Origin of the sequence: Yoonia rosea (genome assembly GCF_900156505.1) — a bacterium.
Classification (GTDB): domain Bacteria; phylum Pseudomonadota; class Alphaproteobacteria; order Rhodobacterales; family Rhodobacteraceae; genus Yoonia; species Yoonia rosea.
In genome coordinates this window covers 342,287-355,196 of record NZ_FTPR01000002.1, presented here as the reverse complement: position 1 = coordinate 355,196, position 12,910 = coordinate 342,287, and the positions used below count along the sequence as shown (strand labels likewise).

Here is a 12,910-nt window from a genome sequence, read left to right as displayed (position 1 = left end):
ATATAGGTGGGGCAAGGCGGCGTCCAAGGGTGAAGCTATGATCAGACGGTATGGCGAGGTGCCACAAAACGGGCAGCGCTACAAATTACGACCCGGTGTTTACGCGATTTTACCGCGTGCAGGCAAGCTGCTGTGCACCTATCAGGGCGATCCGCATTTCGAGGTACAACTGCCCGGCGGCGGTATTGACCCCGGGGAACATCCGTTGAATGCGCTGCACCGCGAGGTGTTTGAGGAAACAGGCTGGCGCATTGCAGCACCACGCAAGCTGGGCGCGTTCCGGCGATTCACCTTTATGCCGGACTACGACCTATGGGCCGAAAAGCTGTGTCATATCTATCTGGCAAGGCCCGTACGACCCCATGGTCCACCAACCGAACCCGGGCATATGGCGCTGTGGTTGTCCGTCGAGGAGGCTTTGGCAGAGCTTTATAATGACGGCGATGCGGATTTTGTCGCACGATTTGCGTTCTAAGGGGCTTTGCCCCCGGTGCTGCGCACCTCCCCCAGGATATTTTTGGGCCAATAATGACGGGACCGGTTGCTGTTCTTGCCCCTGTCAGGAAAAACCTTTATCGCGCGAGACAACTTATATTGACGTAAAGGCGCTTGCTGATGACCGCTCCGAAAAAAGTTGTTCTGGCCTATTCCGGTGGGCTTGATACCTCGATCATCCTGAAATGGCTGCAGACCGAGTACGGCTGCGAGGTGGTGACCTTTACCGCCGATCTCGGTCAGGGTGAGGAACTGGAGCCAGCGCGCGCCAAGGCCGAGATGATGGGTGCCTCTGCGATCTACATCGAGGACCTGCGCGAAGAGTTTGTGCGCGACTTTGTGTTCCCGATGTTCCGTGCCAACGCACTTTACGAAGGCCTTTACCTCTTGGGTACATCCATTGCCCGCCCTTTGATTTCCAAGCGGCTGGTCGAGATTGCGGCCGCTGAAGGTGCCGACGCTGTGGCGCACGGCGCGACTGGCAAAGGCAATGATCAGGTGCGGTTTGAACTGGCCGCCTATGCGTTGAACCCTGAAATCAAAGTGATCGCGCCTTGGCGTGAGTGGGATTTGACGAGCCGGACACGTCTGTTGGAGTTTGCCGAGAAGAACCAGATCCCTGTTGCCAAGGACAAGCGCGGCGAAGCGCCGTTCAGTGTGGATGCAAACCTTTTGCATACATCGTCTGAAGGGAAAGTACTGGAAGATCCCGGTGTTGAGGCGCCGGATTACGTGTACCAGCGGACAGTCGCACCCGAAGAAGCGCCCGATGTTGCGGAGATGGTCGAGATCGAATTTGAGCGCGGAGACGCCGTGGGGATCAACGGTGAGCGCATGTCGCCTGCAACCATCCTGACCAAACTGAATGAACTGGGTGGCAAGCATGGTGTGGGCCGGCTTGATCTGGTGGAAAACCGCTTTGTCGGGATGAAATCACGCGGGATTTACGAGACGCCCGGCGGTACCGTGCTGCTGGAAGCGCATCGCGGGATTGAACAGATTACGCTGGATAGCGGTGCGGGCCACCTCAAAGACAGCATCATGCCGCGATATGCGGAACTGATCTACAATGGTTTCTGGTTCTCGCCAGAGCGTGAAATGCTGCAGGCCCTGATCGACAAGAGCCAGGAGCATGTGTCGGGCACAGTCCGTGTGAAGTTGTATAAGGGATCAGCGACAACTGTGGCACGTTGGTCGGACCAGTCGCTTTATTCCGAGGCGCATGTGACCTTTGAGGATGATGCGGGCGCTTATGACCAGACGGATGCGCAAGGGTTCATCCAATTGAACGCGCTGCGGTTGAAACTGTTGGCAGCACGTAATCGCAAGGGGTAAAAACCTAACAGGCATGAGAACAAAAAGAGTCCAAATTTGCTGGACTCACCATAGTCATGCTTGATACCATATGATGGTGTAGATGAATCTCCAGACCCAAGCCCTAGCCTGATAAGCGGCGGGCAACGGCCCGGGAAAGGAGGTGAAAGCTAATGGCTAAATCTACACGTAAAGTAGGTCGGAGCGCGATCACAGGTCGCTTCACTTCGGTCTCCACGGCTCGCAACAAGCCCAAAACGCATGTTGTCGAAACCGTGAAAAAAACGACGCCTCGCAAGAGGAAGTAAGTTTCAGGGCGGCTAACTCTTCCAGGGGTGGCCGCCCTGTTTTTATTTTGTCATTAAATCGCCTGAGATTCAATAACAAACTCAATAGCTTAAGAAATCAAAAATCTGAATCTACATCAAGGACTTAGGTCAATTTCCGTTCTATCAAGCCTTCATAGTGTAACTCAGCTTCCTTTAGTATTGGTGAGTAGGCCGTCTCAATTTCCGGCAAATCCCCCTCTGCCCCTGCAAAGCCGGTGCTTTCGTGGACGGCATTATACCAATGCGCAGCCCAGATCCCATCTTCTGAACGCGGACCGATAGGCCAATGTAGCATTGCCGAATCAAAGGCTAAGTCTATGGCATCACAGAGTTTCCGTAGCATTCGTTCGGGGTCTGCGCGAATGTCGGCGCTGTCGATGACGATGCCGCCGAGCTTTTCAAAAAGGGCGGTCTGTTGCGGAAAACCGATATCTTCCAAGCTCATATGATCCATCTTCGCACCGTAGCTTGCGATCACGCGGGCGGGGTGGCGGATGAGGTGGATATTGATGCAATCCCGAGCCCAATCCAGCGGGAAGCCCGTAATCATGTGATGCGGCATATGCTTCATGTAGAAATGCGGCTTATCGTCAGGAATAGTGTCTAAACAGCGCTGTGCAACAATTATCGGGTCCGTCTCGTGTCCGGCGATGATCTCATCCCGCATCGGGTGGTTTGCGCCGGTTGCTTTCAGGTAGGGAGCATAGAATGGTTCATCCCAGACGGCGAAATCCGCACGGTTGCCAAAGGCGTACATCATCGCGGTCGAGAGATTGCGGGGACCGGACCACATGGCGATTCTCATCGGCCACATCCCGTACACAAGCTGTACACAACCTGTACATACAGATGACACATCATGACCGGTCCACCAAATCCTTGTAGAGCGCGCGCAAACGTGCGGTTATTGGACCCAGTTCGCCGGTACCTATGATGCGGCCATCAATGCTGCTGACGGGCGTTTGCGCGCCGAAGGTGCCTGTGAGAAACGCCTCATCGGCCGCGTAAGTGTCGACGAGGCTGTAGTTGCGCTCGAACACCGGAATGTCGTTGGCACGGCACAGGTCGATCACCTTCTGGCGGGTAATGCCGTTCATGCAATAGTCACCCGTGCTGGTCCAGACCGCGCCCTTTTTGACGATAAAGAAGTTACAGGCGTTTGTCGTGTTCACAAAACCATGCACGTCGAGCATCAGCGCCTCATCTGCCCCTGCCTTCTGCGCAGCGATACAGGCGAGAATGCAGTTGAGTTTCGAGTGGCTGTTCAGTTTCGGATCCTGCGTCATCGGCAGGCCGCGCTGGTGGGGAACCGTGGCAAGCGTAATCGGGCGCGGGATTTTCGGGCGCGAATGTTCCATGATGATCACAAAAGTAGGCCCTGATTGCGACAGGCTGGGGTGTTGGAAAGGGCGCACCTTTACCCCACGGGTCACCATCAGCCGCGCATGGGCGTCTGTCGTCATACCGTTGGCTTTTTGTGTCTCTAACAATACGGAAACAACGCCTTTCCGGTCCATGCCGATGTCGAGATCAATCGCCTTTGCCGCCTCAAAAAGCCGGTCCAGATGCTCATCCATGAAGGCCCATTTGCCATCATAAAGCCGCAGCCCTTCCCAAACCCCATCACCCAGCATAAAGCCGCTGTCGTAGACGCTGACAGTGGCCTGGGCTTTCGGGACAATCTGTCCGTCAACGTAGATCAGGATGGCCTCATTGCGGGCATCATCCTCGGCCTGATGGGTGGTGACTTCGGTCATTGGTGTTCTCCTTGTCGTGGACGCTAGGCCAGTGTTCTGGCCGTTCCAAGAGGGAAAACGCAGGTGTCAGGGGTGAAAGTCCTGCACTTCGGACAGATCAGGAATAACGTCAGCGGTACCATGCCGCATGACCATAAGTGCGCCTGCTTTGGTCGCTTGCCCGATGGCTTGCTCCATAGGCAGGCCACGGTCAAGGCCGGCAAGAACGTAACCGGTGAAGGTGTCACCTGCGCCGGTTGTATCGACAGCATCGACCTTGATCGCAGGGAAGTGCTGTTTTCCTGCCGCACTGTACCAATCTGCGCCATCGGCACCGCGGGTCACGATCACATCGCGCACAGGCAGATCAGCGGGCGCGGTCCCAATAGCTTCTTCAAGCTGGGCGGCCTCAACCGCATTGAGGATCAGGAAATCAAGCGACGGCAGCACCGCCTGAACGCGATCCGCATCGAAGGGCGCGGCAGCATATGCGATTTGCAGCCCCAGCTCTTTGCCCATTTCGGCGGCGGTGCGTTGCAGGTTCGTTTCATTCTGGATGATCAGCCAATCGCCGGTTTCGGCTTCGGCCATTGCGGCCTGCAGGGTAACTTGAGGAATTTCCGCATTCGCACCCGGATGAAGGACGATTGCATTCTCGCCCGCGGGGTCGACCATAATGATCGCTTGGGCTGTTTCAGTGTCTAACACGGCGATATTGCGGGTATCCACGCCGTATTCAAGCAAGCGCTGGATCGCCCATCGCCCGTCTTGACCAACAGCGCCAATGTGATTGACGCGGGCCGCAGCACGGGCCGCAGCGACCGACATATTGGTGCCCTTCCCACCCAAGAACATCTGGCGGCCGGTGGACGACAGCGTTTCACCGGGTGCCGGGATATGCGGGACGCGATAGACAAAATCCGCGTTGATCGACCCCAGGTTCCAGATTGCCATCAGTCGACCTTGCAGGCCGCAATTACAGCCATGTTCAAGATGTCGTTGACCGTCGAGACCGTCGAACAGATCTGGATTGGCTTTCCGATACCCGACAGGATTGGCCCAATCACCGTCGCACCTGCCATTTCCTGCATCAGTTTCACGGAAATTGACGCGGAATGACGCGCCGGCACGACCAATACGTTCGCTGGACCCGTCAGGCGTTGGAACGGATAGTTCTCTTGTGCGGCGGCATTGAGTGCCACATCGACCGTCATTTCACCCTCGTATTCGAAATCGGCTTTGCGCGCGTCGAGCACTTGGGGGGCTTTGTGCATTTTTTCTGCCCGCTCGGAGACGGGGTAACCGAAGGTCGAGAAAGACAGGAAAGCCACGCGCGGTTCTAGCCCCAGTTCGCGCGCGACGGCAGCACCGCGTTCGGCGATATCCGCGAGATCGTTTTCATCGGGCCATTCGTGGACGAGCGTATCTGTGATGAGCACGATCCGACCTTTATGCAGGACGGCGGTAACACCCACTGCACCATCGTGTGGTTCTGCGTCGAAGACGTGGTTAATCAGTTCCAGAATATGCGCCGACTTACGTGTCGCCCCTGTCACCATCCCATCGGCATGGCCATGCGCAAGCATGAGTGCCGCAAATACGTGACGGTCGCGCGCGGCGAGGCGGTGCACGTCTTGCGCATCAAAACCTTTGCGTTGCAGCCGCTTATACAGGAAATCCTTATAGGTTTCCAAATGCGGGGTCGTAGCGGCGTTGACGATTTCAAGCTCGTCAAAAGCCTCGGCCAGACCCTCAGCTGTCAATTTCTGTTTCACATCGTCCTTGCGGCCAACAATCAACGCTTTGCCCATGCCAGAGCGCTGATACATCACGGCAGCGCGCAACACGCGGGGATCATCACCTTCCGCGAACACAACGGTGGATTGGTTGGCGCGGGCACGCGTATTTAGGCTGCGTAGAATGGACTGCGTGGGATCCATCCGGGATTTGAGCGATAATTCGTAGGCATCCATGTCAACGATGGGGCGCCGTGCGACGCCTGTTTTCATACCAGCCCGCGCCACAGATGTTGGAATGCGGTGAATCAGGCGGGGATCGAACGGTGTCGGGATGATGTAATCGCGCCCGAAGGTCAGCTTTTTGCCGTAAGCCATAGCGACTTCATCCGGCACATCCTCGCGCGCCAGCGCGGCAAGCGCCTCGGCACAGGCGATTTTCATTTCGTCGTTGATCGCGCGGGCGTGGATGTCGAGCGCACCACGGAAAAGATAGGGAAAGCCCAGCACGTTGTTCACCTGATTGGGGTAATCGCTGCGGCCTGTGGCGACGATGGCGTCCTCGCGGACAGCATGGGCATCTTCGGGCGTGATTTCCGGATCAGGGTTCGCCATGGCAAAAATAACCGGGTTTTCTGCCATGTTAGACACCATTTCTTGGGTCACAGCACCTTTGGCGCTCACGCCAAGGAACACGTCACAGCCCTTCATCGCGTCATCAAGTGTGCGGGCGGTGGTATTGGCGGCATGGGCAGATTTCCATTGGTTCATGCCTTCGGTCCGGCCTTGGTAAATGACACCTTTTGTATCAGCCATGATGCAGTTGTCGTGTTTCGCACCCATCGCCTTGAGCAATTCGAGGCACGCAATCCCCGCAGCGCCTGCGCCGTTCAGGACGATTTTGACATCTTCGATTTTCTTGCCCGACAGATGCAGCGCGTTCAGCAGACCTGCGGCACAGATCACTGCTGTCCCATGCTGGTCATCATGAAAGACAGGGATATCCATCTGCTCTTTGAGGGTTTGTTCGATGATAAAACACTCGGGCGCCTTGATGTCTTCAAGGTTGATGCCACCAAAGGTGGGACCCATCAGGCGGACAGCCTTGATAAATTCATCCGGGTCTTCGGTATCCAGTTCAATGTCGATGGAATTGACGTCGGCAAAACGTTTGAAAAGTACGGATTTGCCTTCCATCACCGGTTTGCTGCCCAGCGCGCCGAGATTGCCAAGGCCAAGAACCGCAGTGCCGTTTGAAATCACGGCAACCAGATTGCCCTTATTGGTGTAATCATAAGCCAGCGCGGGGTTTGCGGCGATTTCCTCGCAGGGGATCGCGACGCCGGGGGAATAGGCCAGCGACAGATCGCGTTGCGTCGTCATCGGGACAGTCGCCTGAATTTCCCATTTGCCCGGGGTTGGATGCATATGGAATTGCAGTGCATCTTCGCGGGTTAATTTGTTCTTCGGCATCTGGTCCCCCTGTTTTAGTCCACAAGACATAGCGGTTTCTGCAACGGACCTGCAACGGATTCATTTCAGGGTTTCGCAGCTTTCATGCGGTGGTAATGTGCGCGGGATGATCCCGGGGGATACATGAGCAACAGCACAGTCACGCCGATGATGGCGCAATATCTGGAAATCAAGGCAGAGCATCCTGATGCGCTGCTGTTTTACCGGATGGGCGATTTCTATGAGATGTTCTTTGACGATGCCGTTGCGGCCGCCGAAGCGCTGGATATCGCGCTGACAAAACGCGGCAAACATGATGATCAGGACATACCGATGTGCGGTGTGCCGCATCACGCGGCTGAAGGCTATTTCCTGACGCTGATCCGCAAAGGGTTCCGCGTCGCGGTTTGCGAGCAGATGGAAAGCCCCGCCGAGGCAAAAAAGCGCGGCTACAAAGCGGTTGTGAAACGTGAAGTCGTCCGTCTGGTCACGCCCGGCACCTTGACCGAGGATTCGCTACTGGATGCACGCCGGCATAATTTTCTAGCCGCCTATCATAGCGTGCGCGATGCAGGGGCGCTTGCTTGGGTTGATATCTCGACCGGGGCGTTTCATGTGATGCCATGCGGCGGCGCGCAACTGGGCCCAGAACTGGCACGATTGACGCCGCGCGAGGTGATTGTTGCAGACGGATCAGAGACTAATTGGGCTGGAATAGTGTCTGATTCCGGTGCAACGCTGACCACCTTGGGTGCAGCGGCGTTTGACAGCGTTTCTGGCGAAAAACGCCTTTGTAGTCTCTATAAAGTCAGCTCACTTGATGCGTTTGGCAGCTTTGGTCGCGCCGAGATTGGGGCCATGTCTGCTGTTGCTGAATATCTGGATATTACGCAGCGCGGTAATCTTCCGTTGTTGCGCCCGCCCGTTCAGGAGGGCCAGTCAGCAGCAATGCAGATTGATGCGGCGACACGGCGATCATTGGAGCTGACCCAAGCGATGAACGGCGGCAAGCAAGGGTCGCTTTTGCATTGCATTGATCGCACAGTCACCGCAGGTGGTGCGCGATTGTTGGAACGGCGGCTTTCGTCACCGTCCTGCAATGGTGATGTCATCACGGGGCGGTTGGATGCGGTCGGGTTCTTGGCCAATCAGGCGCGGCTGACCAAGGATATTCGACAGAGTTTGCGCGGCGTGCATGATCTGGACCGCGCGTTGTCACGTTTGGCGCTGGATCGTGGCGGGCCACGGGATATGGCAGCAATTCGCAACACCATCGGACAGGCCATTGCGCTCTCCGCGCTGATGCCGGCGGATTTGCCCCCTATTCTGGCGGATGCGACGCAAGATTTGATAGGGCATGAGGAGTTGTTGGACCTGCTGGATGAGGCGCTGATTGCAGAGCCGCCGCTTTTGTCGCGCGACGGCGGGTTCATTGCGCCGGGGTATGACGCCGAACTGGACGAAGTGCGCAAGTTACGTGACGAAGGCCGTTCAGTGATTGCGCAAATGCAATCAGAGTACATTGAAATATCAGGCGTGGCGTCGCTGAAGATCAAGCACAACAATGTGCTGGGGTACTTCATCGAGACAACAGCAACACATGCGGCCAAAATGATGGCCCCGCCCCTGAACGAGACGTTTATTCACCGCCAGACCACCGCCAATCAGGTGCGTTTTACCACCGTAGAGCTGTCAGAAATCGAGACGCGTATCCTCAATGCGGGCGGGCGTGCACTCGAGATCGAAAAGAGACTCTATTCCAGCCTGAAAGAGGCAATTATTGCGCAAGCAGGGCCGCTTGGCGCATTGGCGCGGGCGCTGTCCGAAATTGATTTGCACGCGGGTTTGGCGGAATTGGCGGTGACCGAAAACTGGGTCAGGCCACGGGTGGACGACAGCCGCGCATTTGACATCACAGGCGGGCGACACCCCGTGGTTGAGGCGGCCTTGCAGAAAGACGGCTTGCCATTTATCGCCAATGATTGCGGATTGACAGACACACCGATCTGGTTGCTGACCGGTCCGAACATGGCGGGTAAATCGACGTTTCTGCGGCAGAATGCGCTGCTTGCGATTTTAGCCCAGATGGGGAGCTTTGTGCCAGCCACCGGGGCCCACATCGGGATTGTCAGCCAGTTGTTCAGCCGCGTCGGGGCGTCAGACGATCTGGCGCGTGGGCGGTCGACCTTTATGGTCGAGATGGTGGAAACGGCGGCAATTCTCAATCAGGCCGATGATCGGGCGCTTGTCATTCTGGATGAAATCGGGCGCGGCACCGCGACATATGACGGTTTGTCGATTGCCTGGGCGACGTTGGAACACTTGCATGATGTGAACCGCTGTCGCGCACTGTTTGCCACGCATTACCATGAAATGTCGGCGCTATCGGCAAAGCTCGAGGGTGTGGATAATGCGACGGTCACTGTAAAAGAGTGGGAAGGTGACGTGATTTTCCTGCATGAGGTGAAGCGCGGCACGGCGGATCGCAGTTATGGGGTGCAGGTTGCGCGTTTGGCAGGCTTGCCCGCCGTCGTTGTGGAGCGCGCCAAAGTGGTTCTGGAAGCTTTGGAAAAAGGTGAGCGTGAAGGCGGGACAGCGCAAAAAGCGATCATTGATGATCTGCCGCTTTTTTCTGCAACACCTGCCCCAGTGAGCGTTGCGCCAAAACCCTCGGCTATTGAGGAACGTTTGCGCGATGTGCACCCCGATGAGCTGAGCCCCCGGGATGCGCTTGATCTGATTTATGAGTTGCGGTCGAAGCTGTAGGGCGGGCTTGACCCACCCTACGATGCAGGCATGGATGACACGCCGACCTGTGCGGGGCGCAAAAGGCGGTCGTGCAACATGAAGCCTTCGGCAGCGACCTGAATAATCTCGCCTGCTTTGGTACCGGGCACGGGCGCTTCAAACATCGCCTGGTGCAGTTGCGGGTCAAATTTATCGCCGACTTCAGGTGTAATAGGGTCGATTCCGTGCTTTTTGAACACGCTGATCAATTCGCGCATTGTCAGCTCAACACCCTCTAGCAAGGCTTTGTTTGCTTCTTGCTCGGCTTCGGCTGAGGACTGCAGCGCGCGGCGCAGGTTGTCGTAAACCGGCAGCATATCGCGGGCGAGTTTTGAGCCGCCATAGTTTTCAGCCTCGCGGCGGTCACGGTCGGCCCGTTTGCGGGTATTTTCCGCATCGGCCAGTGCGCGCATGAACTTGTCACGGAATTCATCACGCTCTGCGCGCAGGGCTTCGATTTCATCAAAGCTTGCTTCAGCAGCATCGAAATCAACCTCGTCGCCTTCAGCTGCGAGTTCATCAAGGCTTTGTAGTTCTTCGTCTTTATCAGACATCAGTCTTCCCTTTACGAGCGGTCGGCAATCATTTTGCCAACCAGCTTTGCGGTGTAGTTCACGATTGGTACGATACGCCCATAGTTCAGCCGTGTTGGACCAATCACCCCAACGGCGCCAATGATCTTTTTGTCGGCGTTCATATAAGGGGAAACGACCAGAGATGAACCCGAAAGTGAGAACAATTTGTTCTCTGAGCCAATAAAAATGCGCACCCCCTCACCTTCTTCGGCAAGATCAAGGAATTGCGCGATGTCACGCTTGCGTTCAAGGTCGTCAAACAGGGTGCGGATACGGGCAAGATCAGCCTCGTCACCGCCCTCGCCCAGCAGATTGCCGCGACCGCGGACAATCAAGCGCTCGGTCGATTCGCCCTCATTCTCCCAAAGAACAACGCCATTTTCGACGAGGGCGGCGGCCAAGGCGTTTATTTCCTGACGCCGTGTTTTGATCTCACGTGAGATTACGGCGCTGAGGTCCGATAGCGTATGCCCTGCTGCGATGGCATTCAGAAAATTCGCAGCCTCGCGCATAGACGACGGCGTTTGCCCCGGCGGTGGCGTGAAGACGCGGTTTTCAACATGACCGTCACCGAAGACCAGCACAACCAGCGCGCGCTCGGCAGAAAGCGACACAAATTCGATATGTTTGATCGGCGCCTCGTGTTTCGGGGTCAGCACAAGGCTGGCACCATGCGTCACGCCAGAGAGCGCCTGGCCTACCTGATCCAGAACGGAGGTAACGTCCTGATTGTTCGATGTGACCGTGCGGTCAATCTTTTCGCGGTCCTGACCATCGAGATCGCCAACTTCAAGCAACCCATCAACGAAGAGGCGCAACCCCAACTGGGTGGGAATGCGGCCAGCGCTGACATGGGGGCTTCCCAACAGTCCGAGGTATTCAAGGTCTTGCATCACATTGCGGATGGTTGCGGCGCTAACCTGTTCAGAGAAATCACGGGTGAGCGTGCGCGACCCGACAGGTGCCCCGCTTTCAAGGTAGCCTTCGACCACGCGGCGAAACACCTCACGCGAGCGCGCATTCATTTCGTCAATATTTGGCGATTGTTCTGTCATTGGTTCCACTGGCAAGGCGTCGCAATTAAAACGAAGTTTGCGGTAGCGTCAATCGGGGTTGGATTTCATATGTGGGCAGCGTATGCCGCTGATGCAACCGATAGGAGGAAACCCGATGCGTCCATCTGGCCGTCAAACGAACGAAATGCGCGAAATCTCAATCGAGACAGGCGTGACGATGCATGCGGAAGGGTCTTGTCTGATCAAATGTGGCAATACCCATGTGTTGTGTACCGCAACAATTGATGAGCGTGTGCCCCCATTTCTGAAGAATTCCGGCCTTGGCTGGGTTACCGCGGAATACGGGATGCTGCCACGTGCGACAAATACGCGGATGCGTCGCGAGGCCAAGAACGGTCAGTCCGGCCGCACACAGGAAATCCAGCGTTTGATCGGGCGGTCTTTGCGGGCCGGTGTTGATCGGGTCGCTTTGGGGGAGCGCCAGATCGTGGTGGATTGCGATGTAATTCAGGCTGATGGCGGCACACGCTGTGCGTCAATCACCGGTGGTTGGGTGGCATTGAAGCTGGCAGTGCAGAAGCTGATGAAGGCCGGTGATGTGATCAGTGATCCTTTGATTGACCCTGTTGCGGCAATTTCCTGCGGGATTTACGCGGGTCAGGAAGTGCTTGACCTGGATTATCTCGAGGACAGCGAAGCCGGTGTTGATGGCAACTTTGTTATGACTGCCGGCAAACTGATCGAAGTACAGATGTCAGCCGAAGGATCGACCTATACGCGCGCGCAGATGGATGCTTTGCTTGATCTGGCAGAAAAAGGTGTCGCGGAACTGACTGCGGCGCAATTGGCTGCGGTGTCCTGATGCGGCGATTTGACGGCAAGGAATTGGTGATTGCGACCCATAACCAAGGGAAGCTGGAAGAGATTGCCGATCTGTTGCGCCCTTACGGGGTGTCTTTGACGTCAAACGCGGATCACGGGTTGCCCGAGCCGGAAGAGACGGAAACGACCTTTGTCGGCAATGCCCGGATCAAGGCGCATGCAGCAGCCAAGGCAACCGGCCTGCCGGCCCTGTCCGATGATAGCGGGATCGAGATTGACGGCCTTGGTGGTGCACCCGGTGTTTATACGGCGGATTGGGCGGAAACGCCCAACGGCCGAGATTTCAAGATGGCGATGGCGCGGAGTTGGGCCGAATTAGAGTCTGTTTCTGCCCCCTACCCACGGACTGCGCGGTTTTGTTGCACCTTGGTTCTGGCGTGGCCTGATGGACATGATGAGGTCTTTCCCGGCGTCATGCCCGGCCAGATTGTTTGGCCGATGCGGGGCGACCAAGGGCATGGATATGATCCAATTTTCCAGCCTGACGGCTATGACATCACCTTTGGCGAGATGGATCGTTGGGAAAAGAACAAGATCAGCCACCGTGCTGATGCCTTTGCCAAGCTGATCGCCGGTTGTTTTGCCTAA

11 protein-coding genes are annotated in these 12,910 nt (G+C 56.4%); 5 read left to right on the top strand and 6 right to left on the bottom strand.

The window, feature by feature from the left end:
* The first annotated feature begins 37 nt into the window (after positions 1–37).
* Both B0B09_RS12950 and B0B09_RS12945 read left to right on the top strand, forming a co-directional pair.
* Positions 38–475 (top strand): NUDIX hydrolase, encoded by a 438-nt coding sequence (locus tag B0B09_RS12950; protein WP_076660368.1) that lies wholly within the window; start codon positions 38–40, stop codon positions 473–475.
* Positions 476–615: 140 nt separating this feature from the next.
* Positions 616–1,830, top strand: a complete 1,215-nt coding sequence (locus tag B0B09_RS12945) for an argininosuccinate synthase (RefSeq protein WP_076660366.1) — start codon at positions 616–618, stop codon at positions 1,828–1,830.
* A gap of 411 nt (positions 1,831–2,241) precedes the next feature.
* Here the strand turns inward: B0B09_RS12945 and B0B09_RS12940 are convergent, their stop codons facing one another.
* The 4 genes from B0B09_RS12940 to B0B09_RS12925 form a co-directional block, all read right to left on the bottom strand.
* Entirely contained in the window at positions 2,242–2,943 is a 702-nt protein-coding gene (locus B0B09_RS12940) for a sulfotransferase-like domain-containing protein (protein ID WP_076660667.1), read from the bottom strand.
* 52 nt (positions 2,944–2,995) lie between these two features.
* Positions 2,996–3,895 (bottom strand): D-amino acid aminotransferase, encoded by a 900-nt coding sequence (locus B0B09_RS12935; RefSeq protein ID WP_076660364.1) that lies wholly within the window; start codon positions 3,893–3,895, stop codon positions 2,996–2,998.
* A 66-nt stretch (positions 3,896–3,961) separates the two neighbouring features.
* Positions 3,962–4,828, bottom strand: coding sequence for a ribokinase (locus B0B09_RS12930; protein ID WP_076660362.1), 867 nt, complete (start codon positions 4,826–4,828; stop codon positions 3,962–3,964).
* Positions 4,828–7,083 carry an NADP-dependent malic enzyme gene (locus B0B09_RS12925; RefSeq protein ID WP_076660360.1) on the bottom strand — a complete coding sequence of 752 codons (2,256 nt, stop codon included), beginning with the start codon at positions 7,081–7,083 and terminating at the stop codon, positions 4,828–4,830. Before B0B09_RS12925 ends, B0B09_RS12930 begins: the two co-directional genes overlap by 1 nt.
* Positions 7,084–7,206: 123 nt before the next feature.
* On the opposite strand from B0B09_RS12925, the gene mutS reads away from it, so the two are divergent.
* Positions 7,207–9,828, top strand: coding sequence for a DNA mismatch repair protein MutS (mutS, locus tag B0B09_RS12920; RefSeq protein WP_076660359.1), 2,622 nt, complete (start codon positions 7,207–7,209; stop codon positions 9,826–9,828).
* 17 nt (positions 9,829–9,845) lie between these two features.
* Here mutS and B0B09_RS12915 read toward each other — a convergent pair whose 3' ends face one another.
* Both B0B09_RS12915 and hrcA read right to left on the bottom strand, forming a co-directional pair.
* The gene (locus B0B09_RS12915; RefSeq protein WP_055295275.1) at positions 9,846–10,403 is read right to left on the bottom strand and encodes a nucleotide exchange factor GrpE; all 558 of its coding nucleotides are present in this window, start codon (positions 10,401–10,403) and stop codon (positions 9,846–9,848) included.
* A gap of 11 nt (positions 10,404–10,414) precedes the next feature.
* Positions 10,415–11,479 (bottom strand): heat-inducible transcriptional repressor HrcA, encoded by a 1,065-nt coding sequence (gene hrcA, locus B0B09_RS12910; RefSeq protein ID WP_076660357.1) that lies wholly within the window; start codon positions 11,477–11,479, stop codon positions 10,415–10,417.
* A gap of 115 nt (positions 11,480–11,594) precedes the next feature.
* Here hrcA and rph point away from each other — a divergent pair, with 115 nt between their 5' ends.
* Together rph and rdgB are read left to right on the top strand one after the other, a co-directional pair.
* Positions 11,595–12,302, top strand: coding sequence for a ribonuclease PH (gene rph / locus B0B09_RS12905; protein WP_076660355.1), 708 nt, complete (start codon positions 11,595–11,597; stop codon positions 12,300–12,302).
* Positions 12,302–12,910, top strand: a complete 609-nt coding sequence (rdgB, locus tag B0B09_RS12900; protein WP_076660353.1) for an RdgB/HAM1 family non-canonical purine NTP pyrophosphatase — start codon at positions 12,302–12,304, stop codon at positions 12,908–12,910. Before rph ends, rdgB begins: the two co-directional genes overlap by 1 nt.

Excerpts from the sequence above, each read along its gene's own strand:
- B0B09_RS12950 (WP_076660368.1), top strand. The coding sequence starts at position 38 with ATGATCAGACGGTATGGCGAGGTGCCACAAAACGGGCAGCGCTACAAA.
- B0B09_RS12945 (WP_076660366.1), top strand. The coding sequence starts at position 616 with ATGACCGCTCCGAAAAAAGTTGTTCTGGCCTATTCCGGTGGGCTTGAT.
- B0B09_RS12940 (WP_076660667.1), bottom strand. The coding sequence starts at position 2,943 with ATGAGAATCGCCATGTGGTCCGGTCCCCGCAATCTCTCGACCGCGATG.
- B0B09_RS12935 (WP_076660364.1), bottom strand. The coding sequence starts at position 3,895 with ATGACCGAAGTCACCACCCATCAGGCCGAGGATGATGCCCGCAATGAG.
- B0B09_RS12930 (WP_076660362.1), bottom strand. The coding sequence starts at position 4,828 with ATGGCAATCTGGAACCTGGGGTCGATCAACGCGGATTTTGTCTATCGC.
- B0B09_RS12925 (WP_076660360.1), bottom strand. The coding sequence starts at position 7,083 with ATGCCGAAGAACAAATTAACCCGCGAAGATGCACTGCAATTCCATATG.
- mutS (WP_076660359.1), top strand. The coding sequence starts at position 7,207 with ATGAGCAACAGCACAGTCACGCCGATGATGGCGCAATATCTGGAAATC.
- B0B09_RS12915 (WP_055295275.1), bottom strand. The coding sequence starts at position 10,403 with ATGTCTGATAAAGACGAAGAACTACAAAGCCTTGATGAACTCGCAGCT.
- hrcA (WP_076660357.1), bottom strand. The coding sequence starts at position 11,479 with ATGACAGAACAATCGCCAAATATTGACGAAATGAATGCGCGCTCGCGT.
- rph (WP_076660355.1), top strand. The coding sequence starts at position 11,595 with ATGCGTCCATCTGGCCGTCAAACGAACGAAATGCGCGAAATCTCAATC.
- rdgB (WP_076660353.1), top strand. The coding sequence starts at position 12,302 with ATGCGGCGATTTGACGGCAAGGAATTGGTGATTGCGACCCATAACCAA.